At 38.8% G+C, this 18,273-nt stretch carries 16 protein-coding genes, 1 pseudogene and 3 riboswitches; of the genes and pseudogenes, 2 read left to right on the top strand and 15 right to left on the bottom strand.

All coding sequences use genetic code 11. The annotated features are described in order from the left end of the window. Window positions 1-9: 9 nt before the first annotated feature. The 5 genes from purB to J416_RS08600 all read right to left on the bottom strand — a co-directional run bounded on the left by purB (window position 10) and on the right by J416_RS08600 (window position 3,989). The gene (gene purB, locus J416_RS08620) at window positions 10-1,305 is read right to left on the bottom strand and encodes an adenylosuccinate lyase (RefSeq protein WP_003468750.1); all 1,296 of its coding nucleotides are present in this window, start codon (window positions 1,303-1,305) and stop codon (window positions 10-12) included. 14 nt (window positions 1,306-1,319) lie between these two features. Next, a complete protein-coding gene (gene purK / locus J416_RS08615) occupies window positions 1,320-2,450 on the bottom strand; it encodes a 5-(carboxyamino)imidazole ribonucleotide synthase (protein ID WP_003468747.1) in 1,131 nt (376 codons plus the stop codon). Further along, entirely contained in the window at window positions 2,437-2,928 is a 492-nt protein-coding gene (gene purE, locus J416_RS08610; RefSeq protein WP_003468744.1) for a 5-(carboxyamino)imidazole ribonucleotide mutase, read from the bottom strand. Before purE ends, purK begins: the two co-directional genes overlap by 14 nt. A 124-nt stretch (window positions 2,929-3,052) precedes the next feature. Continuing rightward, a riboswitch (purine riboswitch) is annotated at window positions 3,053-3,150 on the bottom strand. An 85-nt stretch (window positions 3,151-3,235) separates the two neighbouring features. Further along, complete coding sequence (locus J416_RS08605; RefSeq protein ID WP_003468741.1) at window positions 3,236-3,415, bottom strand: NETI motif-containing protein; 180 nt, start codon at window positions 3,413-3,415, stop codon at window positions 3,236-3,238. Further along, on the bottom strand, window positions 3,405-3,989 hold the full coding sequence (locus tag J416_RS08600) for a DUF2179 domain-containing protein (protein ID WP_003468739.1): 585 nt from the start codon (window positions 3,987-3,989) through the stop codon (window positions 3,405-3,407). Before J416_RS08600 ends, J416_RS08605 begins: the two co-directional genes overlap by 11 nt. Before the next feature lie 80 nt (window positions 3,990-4,069). Here J416_RS08600 and J416_RS08595 point away from each other — a divergent pair, with 80 nt between their 5' ends. Continuing rightward, window positions 4,070-4,504 carry an Hsp20/alpha crystallin family protein gene (locus tag J416_RS08595; protein ID WP_003468737.1) on the top strand — a complete coding sequence of 145 codons (435 nt, stop codon included), beginning with the start codon at window positions 4,070-4,072 and terminating at the stop codon, window positions 4,502-4,504. 179 nt (window positions 4,505-4,683) lie between these two features. On the opposite strand, the gene J416_RS08590 is transcribed toward J416_RS08595, so the two are convergent. The 7 genes and pseudogenes from J416_RS08590 to J416_RS08560 form a co-directional block, all read right to left on the bottom strand. Then, on the bottom strand, window positions 4,684-5,982 hold the full coding sequence (locus J416_RS08590) for an NCS2 family permease (protein WP_003468735.1): 1,299 nt from the start codon (window positions 5,980-5,982) through the stop codon (window positions 4,684-4,686). Window positions 5,983-6,122: 140 nt separating this feature from the next. Then, a riboswitch (purine riboswitch) is annotated at window positions 6,123-6,225 on the bottom strand. Between the two features lie 99 nt (window positions 6,226-6,324). Next, on the bottom strand, window positions 6,325-7,845 hold the full coding sequence (gene guaA, locus J416_RS08585) for a glutamine-hydrolyzing GMP synthase (protein ID WP_040513243.1): 1,521 nt from the start codon (window positions 7,843-7,845) through the stop codon (window positions 6,325-6,327). Between the two features lie 124 nt (window positions 7,846-7,969). After that, a riboswitch (purine riboswitch) is annotated at window positions 7,970-8,071 on the bottom strand. Between the two features lie 31 nt (window positions 8,072-8,102). Then, complete coding sequence (locus J416_RS08580; protein ID WP_003468732.1) at window positions 8,103-10,304, bottom strand: transglutaminase TgpA family protein; 2,202 nt, start codon at window positions 10,302-10,304, stop codon at window positions 8,103-8,105. Then, window positions 10,301-11,569 (bottom strand): DUF58 domain-containing protein, encoded by a 1,269-nt coding sequence (locus J416_RS08575; protein WP_003468730.1) that lies wholly within the window; start codon window positions 11,567-11,569, stop codon window positions 10,301-10,303. The genes J416_RS08580 and J416_RS08575 overlap by 4 nt, the downstream gene beginning before the upstream one ends. Then, window positions 11,566-12,515 (bottom strand): annotated as a pseudogene (locus J416_RS08570) (AAA family ATPase). Before J416_RS08570 ends, J416_RS08575 begins: the two are co-directional and overlap by 4 nt. Before the next feature lie 153 nt (window positions 12,516-12,668). Continuing rightward, window positions 12,669-14,036, bottom strand: coding sequence for a TrkH family potassium uptake protein (locus tag J416_RS08565; RefSeq protein WP_003468727.1), 1,368 nt, complete (start codon window positions 14,034-14,036; stop codon window positions 12,669-12,671). A 55-nt stretch (window positions 14,037-14,091) separates the two neighbouring features. Continuing rightward, window positions 14,092-15,450 (bottom strand): TrkH family potassium uptake protein, encoded by a 1,359-nt coding sequence (locus J416_RS08560; protein WP_003468725.1) that lies wholly within the window; start codon window positions 15,448-15,450, stop codon window positions 14,092-14,094. Window positions 15,451-15,600: 150 nt separating this feature from the next. Here J416_RS08560 and J416_RS08555 point away from each other — a divergent pair, with 150 nt between their 5' ends. After that, window positions 15,601-16,401, top strand: a complete 801-nt coding sequence (locus J416_RS08555) for an ion transporter (RefSeq protein WP_003468723.1) — start codon at window positions 15,601-15,603, stop codon at window positions 16,399-16,401. A 33-nt stretch (window positions 16,402-16,434) separates the two neighbouring features. Here the strand turns inward: J416_RS08555 and J416_RS08550 are convergent, their stop codons facing one another. The 3 genes from J416_RS08550 to J416_RS08540 all read right to left on the bottom strand — a co-directional run bounded on the left by J416_RS08550 (window position 16,435) and on the right by J416_RS08540 (window position 18,100). After that, entirely contained in the window at window positions 16,435-16,785 is a 351-nt protein-coding gene (locus J416_RS08550; protein WP_003468721.1) for a DUF4260 domain-containing protein, read from the bottom strand. A gap of 107 nt (window positions 16,786-16,892) precedes the next feature. Continuing rightward, a complete protein-coding gene (locus J416_RS08545) occupies window positions 16,893-17,330 on the bottom strand; it encodes a GNAT family N-acetyltransferase (RefSeq protein WP_003468718.1) in 438 nt (145 codons plus the stop codon). A 299-nt stretch (window positions 17,331-17,629) separates the two neighbouring features. Further along, complete coding sequence (locus tag J416_RS08540) at window positions 17,630-18,100, bottom strand: DUF4825 domain-containing protein (RefSeq protein WP_003468715.1); 471 nt, start codon at window positions 18,098-18,100, stop codon at window positions 17,630-17,632. Window positions 18,101-18,273: the final 173 nt, after the last annotated feature.

The following is an 18,273-nucleotide window of genomic DNA, read 5'->3' as shown; positions in this document are numbered from 1 at the left end:
CGTTCCTCCTTATGCTAAGCCAATCTTCTTAAAGATTTGATCGACATTTTTTAAATGATACTTATAGTCAAAGCAGTCATCCAATTGTTCTTTGGATAGTGTTTGTGTAATGCGATCTTCTTGTTCAATCAGTTCGCGGAAAGAAGTTGCTGTCTCCCACGCTTTCATTGCATTCGGTTGAACGATATCGTATGCTTCTTCTCTGCTCATCCCTTGGTCAATTAATGACAATAAAACGCGTTGTGAGAAAATCACGCCATACGTTCGATCAATATTTTTCTTCATGTTTTCTGGAAATACAGTCAAGTTTTGCACGATTTTACCGAAACGATTCAGCATGTAATTTAATGCAATCGTGGCATCTGGGAGAATCACACGTTCAGCGGATGAATGCGAAATATCGCGTTCATGCCATAGCGACACGTTTTCGTAAGCTGTTGTCATATATCCACGAAGTACACGAGCCATTCCTGTCATATTTTCTGAACCGATTGGATTTCGTTTATGTGGCATGGCTGATGACCCTTTTTGCCCTTTAGCGAAAAATTCCTCTACTTCACGGGTTTCGGTTTTTTGCAAGCCGCGAATTTCAGTTGCAAACTTCTCGATTGAGCTAGCTACTAGTGCTAGTGTCGAAAGATATTGTGCGTGGCGATCTCGTTGTAACGTTTGCGTTGAAACCGGAGCTGGTGATAAACCTAGTTTTTCACAAACATATTCTTCTACATATGGATCGATATTGGCATAGGTTCCGACAGCGCCTGATAGCTTACCTGTTTCGATCACATCAGCTGCAGCGTTAAATCGTTCTAGGTTTCGTTTCATTTCTTCATACCATAACGCCATTTTCAAGCCGAACGTTGTTGGTTCTGCGTGCACGCCGTGTGTACGCCCCATCATCACGGTATGTTGATGTTCAATGGCTTTCTCTTTTAAAATATCGATAAAGTTCTCAATATCGCGACGAATAATATCGTTTGCTTGCTTGAGTAGGTAGGATAATGCAGTATCTACTACATCTGTGGACGTTAATCCGTAATGCACCCATTTCCGTTCATCACCTACTGTTTCTGACACGGCGCGAGTAAAAGCGACCACATCATGGCGCGTTTCCTGTTCAATTTCGAAAATACGATCCACGTCAAAAGAAGCATTTTCACGAAGTTGCTTGACGTCCTCTTCCGGAATGACACCGAGTTCGCTCCACGCTTCACATGCCAGTAGTTCTACTTCAAGCCATGCCTCGAAGCGATTATCATCTGTCCAAATCTTTGCCATTTCCTCTCTTGTATAACGTTCAATCATTTGTCTGTTGCCTCCTAGTCCTCAATTATCTTCTTATCTACAAGTTCATTATATATCTTTACTGGATCTTCCCCAATAAAAGTGGCATGTCCCATTTTTCGTTGCGGTTTGTTTTCTTGCTTGCCATACATATGGGGATGGGCATTCGGCATTTCGGTGACAAATTGGTCAAAGAATGGTGTAACATCTTTACCGAGAAGATTGACCATCACGGCTCCACCATGGAAATGGATCGGTGCCAGTGGCAAACGGCAAATCGCACGAATATGTTGTTCAAACTGGGATACACTGCATGCTTCAATCGTATAATGGCCAGAATTATGCGGTCTTGGTGCCATTTCATTAATTAAAACATTCTCTCCAGAGACGAACATCTCAATGGCAAATGTTCCGACAACACCAATTGTTTCAGCAATGGCTGCTGCAGCTTGACGCGCCTTTTCTGCTACTGCTTCTGAAACTCGTCCTGGTGCGATTGTGGCATGCAAAATATGATCACGGTGATTGTTCTCTGCCACAGGGAAATAACTGATGTCTCCGTCGATCGTTCGCGTAAAGATAATTGAAATTTCCTTATCAAATGGCACCCATTTTTCAATAATGACCCGACCTGCTTGATGTAGCATGTCGATCGCTTCATCAATATCTGCTTCACTCGTTAATTTTACCTGTCCCTTGCCGTCATAACCGCCACGACATGTTTTCACAACTGATGGAAATCCGATTTGTTTGGCTTCGTTTCGTAAATCATCTTCTGAACGGACAATTGCAAAATCGGACACCGGTTGATCGCTATCGACCATGGCTTGCTTTTCTAATTCACGATCTTGCGTGACTCGAAGTGAATGAGCACCTTGTGGTAAGATGCCTTTTTCTTCAAGAATCTGTGCTGCGTTTACGTCGACATTTTCAAATTCATACGTTATAACATCACTCTTACCTGCTAATTGCTCGATGGCTTCAAGGTCATCATATGCTGCGACAATTTGGTCATCAGCTACTTGCGCTGTTGGACAGTCTGGCGTTGGATCAAGTACGACTACTCGATATCCCATATGTTTTGCTGCTGTTGTCATCATACGTCCGAGCTGACCGCCACCAATAATTCCAATCGTTGAATCGAAAAATAATTTATTGTTCTGCAAGGTCTTCCCTCATTTCTTTTACGTTTTCTTGCATGTTTTGACGATATGTCGTTAAACGTTCGGAAATTGTTTGATCTGTTGTACTTAACATTTGTGCTGCTAAGAGCCCTGCGTTTTTCGCACCTGCTTTCCCAATCGCTACTGTAGCAACTGGTACACCTCCTGGCATTTGTACAATGGAGTAGAGTGAATCCATACCATGTAAGGTACTCGTTTTCACCGGAACACCAATCACTGGTAAGGTTGTTTTCGCAGCGACCATACCAGGTAAATGAGCTGCTCCTCCCGCTCCAGCAATGATCGCTTTCAAGCCGTTTTCTCGTGCTTTTTCCGCATAATGAAACATGTCTTCCGGTGTACGGTGTGCTGAAATAATTTCTTTTTCATATGGAATGTCCAATTCGTCTAATACATCACATGTGTGCTTCATTGTTTCCCAATCAGAAATACTTCCCATAATGACACCGATTTTCGTCATAATTTCCCCTCTCTCTCTCATCTAGTTTCATCGTAATCAAAGTATAAAAAAATTCATCTTCTCTTTATATATGAGAGAAGATGAATTATACGTTTCACTGATCATTGTAACAGTTGGTTGTATCTTCATGATCATCTTCCCTCATAGTCCGTCATTTACGGTGACAGGTAGAGACGTTGAGCCGTATTCTCAACATATATGAGGATGCGAATGATTTGATTGTGAGATTTCTTTACTGCATATTTATCGTAACAAGCAATTCGATGACTGTCAATAAAAAATCGAACGTTAAATTCAATAAATAGAATTAACGTTCGTGTTTTGCTAATACTGCATCAAATATAATCTTTTGTCCGATCGGTTCGATATTTTCACCATTCTCTTGAAAAATCGGTTGCTCCATCCGTCTAATCGGTCGATACCCTTTTGCTTCGATCCGTTTCAAACACGCATCAATCGTCTCATCTTCTGCAACTTCAAACTTCATCTTTTTTGGCTGTTTCTTGTTGTTCTTGGACACTTTTACGAATTCTCCCCCTTCGTACTTGTTTCACCCAGAAACCGCCGTGAATATGCTTCGGTTCATAGGCAATAATAAAAGCTTTAGGATCAATTGTTTTAATCGTATCATATAAATCCAATTCATATTTTCTCGGTGTTAAGATTTGCATCGCAAGCCGATCACCATCCATTCCATAGGCAAACCAGCTCGTCACACCATATCCTTTTTCCCGTAATTGTTTCGTAAATGAAATACCCGGATCGGAAGAAATGACGTTAACGGTAATATACCCTAAGGCGAGCTTTTCTTCAATCATTGACCCGATAATCACGCCTAATCCGTAACCAACACCGTAAGCGATCAAGTTTTGAATTTCTCCTAAATTCTCAAGCACGATGCCAAGCCCTAACGTGTAAATAATAATTTCAAAAAAACTGATAAATGCAGCAATATATCGTCTCCCTTTCAACGTCAGAATCATTCTAACCGTCGAAAAAGAAACATACGTAATATTAATAATCATAATAATGGCAATCATGATCCATGCATTCTCAAACATTGCTTTCACCTCTCATTAGGCACATTCGCCTGAATTTATACATATGATACTTCTAGATCTACTAGAGTGGAGGAAGTCATATGGATCCATTTCAACATATGCATGATTGGAAACATAATTTAGATCATTTCTTTGGCGGAGATTTTTGGAATGAATTCGATCAAATTGTAAAGCCACCCCTTCCTGCCGTCAACCTATATGAATTAGAAAATGAAATCATTTGTTATATTAATTTGCCCGGGATCAAAAATAGTAAACAAATCAAACTGTATGTTGATGATGATCAGTTAGACATCAAAGGTGAGCTATTCCCCATTGAACAGTCTGGCAAACTGATTAAACAAGAAATTTTGCATGGCGATTTTTCTAGACAAATTGATCTTCCGTTTCCTGTGCGAAAAGATCGTGTCCAGGCAACCTTAAAAAACGGTTTAATGACTGTTCATTTGCATCGCCGCATGCACAAACAGCAACACAAAAAGCGCATCGACATCAATGAACTTGAAGACGAATAATTGAGTATGGATAAGTTGAGATTAAATCCCCCGAACTTGAGAATAAAGTTGCAAAAGTTGAGATTAAATCCCCTAAACTTGAGAATAAAGTTGCAAAAGTTGAGATTAAATCCCCTAAACTTGAGAATAAAATACAAAAAAGAGCTTTGGCAAACGTACCAAAGCTCTCTACTGATATGCTAGTGTAAGAAAAATAGATATAAAACAAAGACAATGCACAAGAACCACATAATTGGATTCATTTCCTTAATGCGCCCTTTGGCTAACATAGTTAATGGATAGAAAATAAAGCCAACAGCAATCCCAGTCGCAATGCTGTAAGATAATGGCATGATCGCTACAGTTAAGAATGATGGAACAGCAATTTCAAATTGATCCCACGGAATATCTTTTAACGATGAAGCCATCATCACACCGACAATGATTAATGCAGGTGCAGTGACAGCATTCGTTACAACTTGCAACAGTGGTGAAAAGAAAATGGCTAAAATGAACAAAATTGCTGTAACTAACGAAGTAAATCCTGAGCGACCACCAGCACCAACTCCTGTAGTTGACTCCACATAAGATGTCGTTGTCGACGTACCAAGCGTTGCACCGACTACCGTTGCTGCAGAATCGGAGAACAACGCTTTTCCTGCACGAGGTAATTTATTATCCTTTAACAATCCTGCTTTTGATGCCACTGCAACTAAGGTCCCAGCTGTATCAAAAAAGTCTACGAATAGAAACGTTAAAATAACACCAATCATTGGCAAAGTAAATACATCACCGAAATTCGCAAATGCTGCACCGAACGTAGGCTCTAAACTCGGAACTGAACTCACAATTTGTTCTGGGAGTGGTACTTGATTAAATATCATACCGACAATGGCGGTAATAATCATGCCATAAAATACGCCACCGCGGAAACCGAGTGTAATCAATAATACGGTAACAATCATACCAAATACAGCAAGTAACGTTGGTCCTGCTGTTAAATTCCCAAGCGTTAATAACGTTGAATCGTCATTGACGACAATTCCTGCATTTTGCAAACCAATAAAAGCAATAAATAGACCAATCCCTGCACCGACTGCCATCTTCAGTGTCGGAGGAATCGCATCAATCACCATTTGACGAATACCTGTAAGCGTCAAGATAATAAAGATAATTCCTGATACTAACACGCCCGCTAAAGCTGTTTCCCACGGAATATCCATGCCAATCACGACCGTATAAGCAAAGAATGCATTCAAGCCCATACCTGGTGCAAGCGCAATCGGATATTTTGCGACTAATGCCATAATAATAGTACCCACCGCTGCTGCGAGTGCAGTGGCAACATAAACGGCATCTGCATCCATCCCTGTTCCATCAGCTAATATGGATGGATTGACAAATAAAATATAAGCCATCGCTAGAAACGTCGTAATACCAGCAATCGTTTCTCGACCATATGACGTTCCTAAACGGTCAAATTCAAAAAATTTCTTCATGGTTGTCCTCCTCTTCATCCATCCGCGCATAAAGAACATATGGCTTGCTCTCGTAACAAAAAAACACCCTCGGCAATTAGGACCAAAGGTGTTTCTCATACAATTCAGACTGACTACTAATAAACGATTCGCACCCATTGACTAGTAGCCATCCTCCTCGTAGTCAGAGCCTTTTACGGTGCTCTGGTAGAAACTCTTGGGCCATATCCCCAACATTATACGACGGATCATGATTTATCATATGAATAATTTCAATCATTATATTACTAGGTATTAGCGCGATCGTCAATACAAAATACGAATGTTTTTTAATTTTATAATCACAATGTTCGTCATTTCATTTTATTCCCATTCAATCGTTGCTGGTGGCTTGCTGGTCACGTCATACAGCACACGGTTGACATGACTCACTTCATTGACCATTCGCGTCGATATTTTTTCTAAAACATCCCACGGAATGCGCGCCCAATCAGAAGTCATTCCATCAACCGAAGTTACCGCACGAATACCAATAGCGTAATCATAGGTACGTGCATCTCCCATGACACCCACACTCTGAATATCTGGAAGGACAGTGAAGAATTGCCAAATATCTCTTTCCAGTCCAGCATTCCTAATTTCTTCTCGTAAAATCGCATCTGTTTCCCGAACGATTTCCACTTTTTGAGGTGTGATTTCACCAAGCACGCGAATACCTAAGCCCGGACCAGGGAAAGGTTGGCGCCAAACAATATCATCCGGTACACCTAATTCGGTACCAAGTGCACGAACTTCATCTTTAAACAATGTATTCAGCGGTTCAATTAATTCAAATTCCATATCTTCAGGCAATCCACCAACATTATGATGCGATTTAATAGTTTGCGCTGTTTCTGTACCACTTTCAACAATATCTGTGTAAAGTGTACCTTGCGCAAGATAGTCGATGTCCTTGATCTTTTCCGCTTCATCATCGAACACGTAAATGAACTCATTACCGATGATTTTTCGTTTTTGTTCTGGATCGGAGACACCTGTTAACTTGCTAAGAAAACGGTCTTGCGCATCAATTTTGATAATATTCATCTGAAATTGATCGCGGAATGTACGCATGACCGTTTCCCCTTCATCTTTACGAAGCAGGCCATGATCGACAAAAATACACGTTAACTGATCACCAATTGCTTTATGAATTAAAGCTGCTACGACTGAGGAATCGACACCACCGCTTAGCGCGCACAACACTTTGCGATCTCCGACTTGATTACGAATCTTATCCACTTCCATATCGATAAAATTCGCCATCGTCCAATCGCCTGTACAACCACATGCTTCGAAAACGAACGTCTTCAACAATTCGTTTCCATAAACGGTATTACGAACTTCAGGGTGAAATTGCACGCCATAAAATGCTTTCTCAGGATGACGCATCGCCGCTACTGGCGTTGATTCACTCGTTGCCTCTACAGTAAAATCACTCGGTGCTTCCATAATTTTATCGCTGTGACTCATCCAAACGGCTTGTTCCCTCGGTGTCTCTGCAAACAATGACGCATCATTCTTCACATGAATATCCGCTTTTCCGTATTCTCGCTGTTGTGCTCGTTCGACGACACCACCAAAGTGTTGTGTCATCAATTGCATACCGTAACAAATGCCAAGGACAGGGATTCCTAATTCAAAAATCCCTTCATCACAGCGAAAACTGTTTTCGTCATATACACTGTGAGGACCTCCAGATAGAATAATACCTTTAGGATTCATTTCTTTTATTTCTTCTGCCGTTAAACGATGCGAGTGTAATTCACTATATACACCGAACTCGCGGATACGGCGAGTGATTAACTGATTATATTGACTACCAAAGTCTAACACTAAAATCATTTCATTATTGACATCCACGCTGTCCAACCCCTTTGTGAAAATTACTTCAACACATATAAAACATCAATTGACTGGTCTCGGCGATCACAGAAAAAATCTGCCTTCATATAAAGGCAGAAATCATAAACGGGACTTCTGCCTTCATAGTCCGAACATTTAAGGTGTTCAGGTAGAAACGTTCAGGCCTTATTCCCAAACATATATGAAGGCAATGTGCTTTTCGATTTATCTTATTCTACCAACCGTTATTCACCTGGTCAAGCAAAGATTTGACGGAATAATTTTTCAAACAATTCTCGCAACTTTTGCCGATCCACTTCATCATAAGCCTGTCGATACAGTGATTGTTCATACAATAATGTTAACTCATACATCGTATCACTGCCATAATATTCATCCACTTGCTTCGCATATTGACGTAGCGACTGACCTGTATCGCGTAGAACAGACCTTCGTTGCAAGACTTGCAAAAGATAAATATACATTTTTTCTAACTGTTTACTTGATCCATTACGATCCCATTTCTTCAATAGATACTTCGCTTTCCACCGATCTCGTCTCACGATCCACAAGACGAATAGTACAATGACAACAATACCGGCTATAATGCCTAGCACTGTTAACAATGGAAAAGAATCACCTTGATTTTCGCCTATTGTTACTTCTTCATCTTCTGCCTCTTCGTTATCTGATGGTAACTCTTCTTCTTGCTCCGTCTCTTCTGTTTGTTCTTCTTCTGATTGCGTCTCATCTGTCAAATTGTCATTATCAATGTCTTGATGGAATGCTGCATTATTGGCAAAACCAGCTGTGGGTTCAAATGGTACCCAGCCTGTTCCAGGGAAATACACTTCTACCCAAGAATGAGCGTTGTTGTTTGTCACTTCGTAAAGAGAATACCCGCTTGGTAAATCAGGTTGATCTTCTTGTAACTCTCCACCCGTAAAGCCTTTCACCCAGCGAGCAGGAATATCTACAGAACGAAGTAATACGACCATAGACGTAGAGAAATTATCACAATAACCGATTTTTGATTCAAATAAAAATTGATCAACATAATCTTCATTCTCGCCAGGTACAGGAACATCCTTTGTTTGATAGGTGAAACCATTTCTGCCAAAGTATCCTTCAATCGCTTTTGCCATACCGTATCTTGAATCTTCACTCTCTACAATCTCAGCGGCCAAATCTCCTACTCGATTAGGTAATTCATCTGGCAGTTGCAAATATTGCTCCTGAATCTCTTGTGGGTCATCACTACCTGAGGCTCGCAGTTCATCAATGTCGTAAGACGGCGACTGATACGTCATCGCATATTCTTGATTCAATTCTTGTTGTTCAGATGATTCTACTTCAATCATCCCTGACTGTTTATCCAAATAAAATTCTTCCGATCCTTGTCCCTCTACTTGTTCAAGCCCATAAGGATAAGCGATTTTGGAAAAATTACTCCCTGGATTCATCCGTATAGATGCTTCTGTTTCTTCAGTTTCTACACTGTCAGAAAACGTTCTCCAATTAACTTGACCACCTTGTATGGGCTGAAATACTTGATCCGAAGAACGCTCCCAACCTTTCCCCGTATAAACATCTTTTGATTCAATACGCCAATAACGCTTCTGATTCGTGATCACTTCAAATACAGTCGTGTCATCTTGCACAAATGAACCACCAAGATTCGAATCGTTCTCATCATAACCAACTTTTTGAATCGTATTCCCTTCTTGAAATCCGATGTGACCAGCAGTGCTTTGTATAAACGGCACAGGATCAGGCCATTGTGGGTTGAATTTCGGTGAGAAAAAACCGATCGCAGTAGCCGCAATCACAACACTACTAATCGCTATCATCCAATAATATAACCCTTTGATTTGATGGTTTGCGTCTGGTTGATTTCGGACTAACTGCGCATAGTAATTCAGCCCTAAAATGACAAATGCAATGATAAACGATCGAACAATTGCAACTTTCGCATCATAGACTGTAAAAGTGTCTAAAACAGCTAAGTAGACAATCGTAAGTACGATAAACAGAAAAATTTTATTTGCAACGATGAACCAATAATGTAATAAATAGCTCATTAACCATAGCAATAATAAAAATAGAAAGCTACGGAAAAAAGGTGTCATTGCATACCAGTTACTGTCTGAAATAGCACCAACATTATGCGAGAATTCATAAAGAATGCGCTCAATCCAACCGCTAGAGGCAAAGGGCGCTTGAATAAACAAATAATCAAGCACGAGCACCATCCCTAGTGACTTGATAATAAACTTTAGCCAAGTTTGATGAATGAAATAAGAAATCACGAAACTAAGTGCCGCATACACTACAAATAAATGTACACTTCCCGTATCGGTAATTTGTTCTAACGGCCGAAGCCACTCCCAAAACAACAGAAAACCTGCAAGTAGGACAATAAATGAAGATAAGCGATTGACCAGCTCTTGTTTTTTCATAATGCTGGACTCACCTCCCAACGATCCGCTGCTAATTCTTTCTCCGTCAGCATTTGAACAGAAATATTTCTCGCTTTCAATGTTTCAATTCGTTGTTGTTCTTCTTGATTCATTGTTTGATGGATCGCGATAAAAAAGACGAGTACAGCGTGATTTTGCTCATGGATTTGCGTAATCTTTTGAAGCAAACCATCATCCAATGAACAAAGAATAAAAATCGTTTTTGCATGATACGCTGATACAGGAATCGACCCTAGCTGATCGGTGACTACATCATCTTTTTCTTCTAACTGAACAGTGGCTAAATAATTTTGCACGACTGGAAAGTGAAAGCGAAGCTCATGTGAATGAAACAGCTTACTTTTCTGTCCAATGGTCATAAATGACGACGTTTGATGATAGCTACGAAGAGCCTGTAATAACGAAACAGACCACTCAACAGCTGCTTCAAATGCCAATACATGTTCTTGTTTTTGTCCCATGACGGGTAATATGACAGCAATTTCTGTATCTTTTTCTTGCTCAAATTCTTTCGTCATCACTTTATTCATGCGTGCGGTCGATTTCCAATCAATCCATGAAAATCGATCACCCGGTGTATATTCACGAACACCTGAAACGACATTCGTCAGCCGGTCATCTATCTGCATAGAAGGAGAGGACCCTTCAGATGTCCGAAATACTTGTTGTTTGAAATTCATCTCACGTTCCGCAGGGTAAACCATAAGTATTTTTTCTAAAGGGAACGTCTTCTTCTGTTGGACAAAACCAAACGGATCTCCTACTTGAATCGTGATACCACTTAATACATGCTTTCCCCGTGGTAGATGCGGTAAATGATATTGATACGTGAAATGTTTTTTCATTAATGGGTAGACGATTCGTTGGACAATACGGTTTCGCTTATACGAAGAAACATCCGTCTGATAATACTTTTTTCTTCCCACATCTTGATATTGCAGGGTAGCTGGTAAATCATCTTCAATCAATGCAAAAAAGAGCGGAAAACGAATGCGGCGTTTCACTGTAATAGTGACAGTCACTGATTGACCAGCTTGCACATAATCTGTTGTGACATCTCGAGAAACCGTCCACTTCTGGATCGGGTAAAAATTAATCACAAGCATATAGAGTAGAAATGGGGTGACGCTATAAAATAAAAACCAACTGACAAACCCCCCTTGAAACATGGCAAACGCAAACAGGATACCGAACAACAGCAGTAATTGAAAGGACTTGCTGATCTGCTTTATGACTGCTTTCATCCATGCATTTCCTTTCGAACTGGGACATCAACCTCTTGTAAAATCTGATCAATAATCCCTTCTTGTGTCACACCTTCATAACGTGCTTCCGGTCGGAGGATCAAGCGATGCGCTAATACATAACTTGCAAGAAAACTTACGTCATCAGGAATCACATAGTCACGACCATCAATAAATGCATAGGCTTTCGCTGCTTTCATTAGAGCGATGGAACCACGCGGCTAACGCCTAATTGAACAGAACGATGATCACGCGTTTGAGCGATAATTTCAATAATATAACGTTTCACCGTTTGATCGATGTACACCTCTTGCACTTGATTTTGCATATCTAAAATCACTTGTTTTTCTATGACTGGATGGATGGTTTCAATTGGATGTTGTTGATCGGTTCGCTCTAGTATTTCTAGTTCTTCCATGAGGTCAGGATACCCTAGATTTAATTTCATCAAGAAACGGTCTAATTGCGCTTCTGGTAACGGGTACGTTCCTTCATAATCGACGGGATTCTGTGTAGCCATCACAAAGAAAGGTTGTTGTAATGATTTTGTGACACCATCTACGGTTACGTTCATTTCCTCCATGGCTTCGAGTAAAGCAGATTGTGTCTTTGGAGATGTTCGGTTAATTTCATCGGCTAACACGACATCACCAAAAATCGGACCTTCACGGAATTCAAACACCATATCTTTCGGATTATATATTGACACGCCCGTAACGTCTGAAGGTAATAAATCTGGCGTGAACTGAATTCTTTTGAAATCACAATTCAAAGATTTGGCTAGCGCTTTGACAAGCATGGTCTTCCCTACTCCTGGCACATCTTCTAGCAAGACATGACCGTCCGCTAACATCGCGACTAAACTTAACGTCGCTGTTTCTTCTTTTCCGATCATGACGCGTTTCATATTGTTCAATATATCTGACAGTTGCTTCGTATGACTCATTACATCCTCAGCTCCTATTCCTTTGACAGTCTATTAGTCGGATTTATTTCTATCATTCTCTATCTACTACTATACTATATCGCCCAATCATTTTCATACCATACATTCATATCTTCACTTTTTATTAAAAAACCTCTGGTGCTTTGCCAGAGGTTATCCGATAATGATTCTTTCCGTTGGGTAGCGATATTTGTCTCGATTCGCATCTCCACGAATAAGGAAAAGAAAGGAGAAAATACCAATACGTCCAATAAACATGAGACACATAATTAATCCTTTACCAAAAGTTGATAATTCAGGTGTGATCCCCATCGATAAACCAGTTGTTCCAAAGGCCGAGGATACCTCAAATATCACTTCAATTAATGCAAAACTCTCGGTTTTCATAAGAACAATGACGGAGCCAATACATAACATCATCCCTGTCACAATCACAATGAAAGAGCGAAGCATATCCTGTTGATCAATTTCTCGTCCAAATACTTTAATACTCGTATTTCCTTTGGCATAATTCCAAATTGTTAAAAGCATAATCGCAAACGTCGTTGTTCGTATACCACCACCGACACTACTTGGTGATGCACCAATAAACATGAGCGCACTAATCAAAAACAACGTAGATAATGAAAATTCAGATACATCCATCGTCGACAAGCCACCACTTCTTGATGTCACCGACTGAAATAAACTGTAGAAAAAAGATTCATGCCAGCTTTTATCGGCAAAAAATGCATCCTTTTCTAACAATAGAATAAAAATCGTTCCGAACACCACCAACCAAAAGAACGTAATGGTTGTAATTTTAGTAAACAACGAAAATTTATGACGATCATTATAGGAATAAGCACGTCCACGTAACACTTCTTGGACTTCAATTAAGACAGGAAAACCAATCGCGCCAAGTACGATTAAAATCATATGAATAAACTGAACAAAATAATCATCAGCAAACGGAATTAAAGAAGCACCAGTAATGTCTAGACCACCGTTTGTCGTAGCACTTATCGCACCAAACACCCCTTGCAGCAAAGCTTCATTTACTGTATCGAAATAGTTCATATAATGTATCGATAATATAATGGCACCAATCAATTCAATAATTAAGATTAATTTAAAAATTTCTAACATTAATCGCACAAGTCCTGCGAGGGTTTTCGTATTTTGATCCACCATAATCAACTTACGGCTACGAATACCAATTTTCTTCCCTAATACAACCCAGATAAATGTTCCCATGGTCATAATACCCACGCCGCCTAAATGAAGTAAAACAGCTAGGGCGATTTGACCTGCTGGATTAAACGTATCTGGAATAGAAACCACCGTTAACCCCGTCACACTAATCGAGGTAACCGCTGTAAACATCGCATCAATAAATGATAAATCTACCCCAGATCGATGAAAAATCGGTAGACTCACAATGATCGTAGAAAAGATCACTGTCAATAAGTAATAAGTGACGATATGATGTATGGCTGACCATCGTTTGGATATACCTTTTATCGTTTCAATTACCGACATCGGTCATAAACTCCTTATTCATAACATTAAAGCTAGACGACAGTGTATCATATAATTAACCAATTATCATCTTTTCTTTTGGATAATGATAACGATCATGTGCATCTTTACCACGAATTAAAAAGATAAATGAGAATATACCGATTCGGCCGATAAACATTAATAAAATAATGATCCCCTTACCAAACGGAGATAAATCAGCAGTAATCCCCATCGACAACCCTGTCGTACCAAACGCAGAAAACACTTCGAATGCAAGTGCCATATTGTCTAATGGTTCCATCCAAATTAATAAAATAATCGCTGTACTACATAAAAATATAGCAGTGGAAGCAACGATAAATGAACGTATGACATCTTCGCTATCAATTTCTCTCCGAAACACTTTAATCGTGTTATGGCCTTTTGCATAGTGATAAATGGTTAATAATATAATCGCAAAAGTTGTTGTTCGAATCCCACCACCAACACTGCTTGGTGATGCGCCAATAAACATTAACCCACATAGTAATAACAGTGTCGGCATACTAAAATCGGCAACATCCATTGTTGCTAAACCACCATTTCTCGTTGTGAGCGATTGAAACATACTATAAAAAAGTGTTTCATGCCAACTTTTATCTGCAAAAAAGCCTTGCCATTCAAATAATATAATGCCGATGGTGCCAAAAATAAACAAAGAAAAGAAAGTAAATGTAGTTAACTTGGCAAATAACGAAAATTGAAATTGCCAATGAGCATTCTTATACCTTCCCCAAAGTAGATCCTGCACCTCTAACAATACAGGGAAACCAATCGCTCCAAGGGTCAGTAACAGCATATTGATAAACTGAACAAAATAATCATTAGCAAATGGAACTAATGATGAACCAGTAATGTCAAATCCGGCATTGGTTGTAGCACTCACTGAAGCAAAAAATCCTTGCATAAGCGCTTCTTGCCAACTATCAAAATAATTCAAGAAGTGAATCGATAAAATCACCATACCGATCAGTTCAATGAAAAGAATCGTTTTTAAGATTTGAAACATTAATTGAACCATACCAGCAAATGTATTGCGATTTTGGTCAATGCGAATTAATTGACGGGTGCGAAGGCCAATTTTTTTACCTAATACCGCATAGACAAACGTCCCTAATGTCATAATGCCAATTCCGCCAAACTGCAATACAAACACGAGTGCAATTTGACCTGGTACGTTAAATGTATCTGCAGTGTTTACGACTGTTAATCCTGTGACACTAATGGCACTAACAGCAGTAAAGATGGTGTCTAGCCATGTTAATTCCACACCTTTTTCATGGAAAAAATCAAAACTTAGTAGAATCGTCGATAAAATAGCTGCTGATAAATAAAAGAGAACGATTACGTGAATACTTGATAGCTCTTTCGTCTTTTTTATCTTTCGAAACAAGGCTAACACTTCTTTCTGAAATATGTTTTCTCGTCATGATTTATAAGTCATTATAGCAGATAACATCACTGGAAACGATATCTAATTTGTTTTAAAGCGGTGATCGTTTTAAAATATAATAGGAAGGCAATAAATAAAGGAGAGGACAATATGCCAAATAGCATACAACTAAAACAAATTGTAGATAGTACACGTTTTAACCATTTGATCACAACACTCATTCTAATCAATGCTATCTTCATTGGATTAGAAACGTTTCCATCAATCTATCAACCGTATCAGCAGCTGTTTTTCGCTATTGACATCGTCATACTAGCCATCTTCACGATTGAAGTGATTTTAAAATTGATAGTCTATCGATTTTCTTTTTTCCAAAATAACTGGAATATCTTTGATTTCATCATTGTGTTCGGTAGTCTCATTTTATATAACACGCCATATGTTAGCGTATTACGTATATTTCGTGTGTTACGAATCTTTCGCACCATTACAACGGTTCCGTCGCTTCGGAGAATTGTTACAGCTTTATTTATGGCAATTCCTACGATAAGTAGCGTTCTTCTCATTATGGGAATCATTTTCTATGTTTATGCGATTTTAGGTACTTCTTTTTATGCTGACATTGCACCAGAGCACTTTGGCGATATCTTTCTCAGTTTGGTCACATTGTTTCAAATTTTTACGTTGGAATCGTGGGCAAGTGGCATTTATCGACCTATTTTTGAACAAGCACCGTTATCATGGATTTATTTTATTACATTTATCGTCATCACAACATTTATTATGATTAACTTGATCGTCGGGGAAATTGTCAACAACGCACAAAAAATCACAGATGAAATTGAAGATGAAACAGAGGATATTAAACAAGACACAAGTGAAATTACTGAATTACGAAAAGAAATGAGAGAAATCAAACAACTATTAGAAGAAAAAGATAGGTCTTCCTAAAATCGACTTGTCATATAAAGAAATCTATCTCATTCAAACACGATTAAGATGGGTATCTTGAAATTTTGTCGGATACTTCAGTCCGTAACCAATCATTCTATCCATCCCAATATGAGCGACCCAAATGAAGCCAATCATTAAAGAAATATGGTTGTTTACTAACATGCCATAAATGATGATGACGATTGGGATACTATAGGTGTGACATAAGTTATACAATATCGAGCCTACCTTGTTATTTTTTAAGTATCCAAGTGCGGACAAATCGGGCGCGAGCAAAAAAGCGACAAAGAGAAGCCAACTAAATTGCATCGAAAAGTATAAATAAGAACTTAATACCAGAACGACGAGTCCTTCAACGTGCAACAACACTTTATTAAACATCGTCACCATCTCCCCCGTTTTTTTGTTTTGTCATCATTCACTTCACCAAATGATGTTTATATCTTGTATTAGCGCTCATCCATATGAAGGAAAAGCACCTCGGGAAATTATATATCCAAAGTTTTCTTGAACACGTAACTTACCTTGTCATATTCCATTTTTTCTTCATAAAAGCGGTGAGCATCTATACGGTCTATTCCTGATGATAAGGCGACGGTTTCATAACCGTTTTTGCTTGCCCATTTATGTACATAAGTTAGAAGTTGCTCACCATATCCATTTGAACGTTTGCTCCTATCAGTAACTAAATCACACACCCAAACAAAACGCCCGTAATAAAGAGTGATCATTGGCTTACATCCAGTAACTGCAACAATTTCTTCTTGATCATACAAAGCAAATAACCTGAACATATCTTTTTCTTTCGCTTCCATCACCAAATCTAGGTATGTCATTTCATCCAAATGAGTACGTAATTGTTTCATTACCGGAAATGCTTCAAGGATTTCCTCTTGGGATTGAAGTTCACAGACATTTACATTCATAACCTAGCTCCTTTTGAACTCATTTTCATATGGGGTTACGACTTTTATTCAAGGATTGGTATAGGCCTTTTATTTAGAGGAACAAAGATTATAGCCACAACACATATGCGGATACAAACAAAATGAAGATGGTAGCTATAAGTGATAGTGTGAAATATTCACATTTCTTGATGATTAACATTTCAACAACATTAACAGCATTAGATAACCCTAAAGAAAAGAGCATAGCAAAAAGTAATGAATTCTGAACATTAAAACGAACCATATGCGATATGAATAATACACAATCGCCACATTCTTTAATCGAATAACTGATTGATTTTGTCTTCAGCATCCAAATATCTTTGCGTAAGTGAATGTAGTTCATCTTCACTCAATCCACTTAGATCTTCACCATACCAATCTTGTAAGTTTTCTTTCGTTATTTTGTATTCTTGATCATCAAAATTAAATGTGATCCAGTCTACATTTTGAACTAATGCAAATATAAACGTAGCGTTATGAATAGCTGCTTCTTTATACTTTTGTTCGGAGTTTAACCAATCATAATTCAAAATAACTCCATATGGCTTATCTTTTGTTTTAAGTTCAAAATCCTGAAAGTGTTCTGCACCCTGCAACTGTCTTACAATATTACCTACTGCGCTGTTATCCCCAACAAACGAATCTTTATATTTAAAAATATCTTCTTTCCCATTGCTTGTATTACACCCACTTACAAGGATAATTACCAACAATGAGAGTAACGAAAATTTTAACAATTGTTTCACTGATATCCTCCTATCAATCCATAATGAGTCAATAGTTACCAATTTATCTCTTGTATCACTTTTAAACGCAATTGCAACAACCGAATCCTGTTGAATATCAACTTTTCGATCTTTTAGTGATTCAATTTTGCTAGCGTGAGAAAGGTAATTCTAGCGTGGCTCGCTAGATTCTA

Origin of the sequence: Gracilibacillus halophilus YIM-C55.5 (assembly GCF_000359605.1) — a bacterium.
Taxonomy (GTDB): Bacteria; Bacillota; Bacilli; order Bacillales; family Amphibacillaceae; genus Gracilibacillus; species Gracilibacillus halophilus.
Note: the sequence above shows the minus strand (reverse complement) of the source record. Positions and strands in the feature narration are given on the sequence as shown.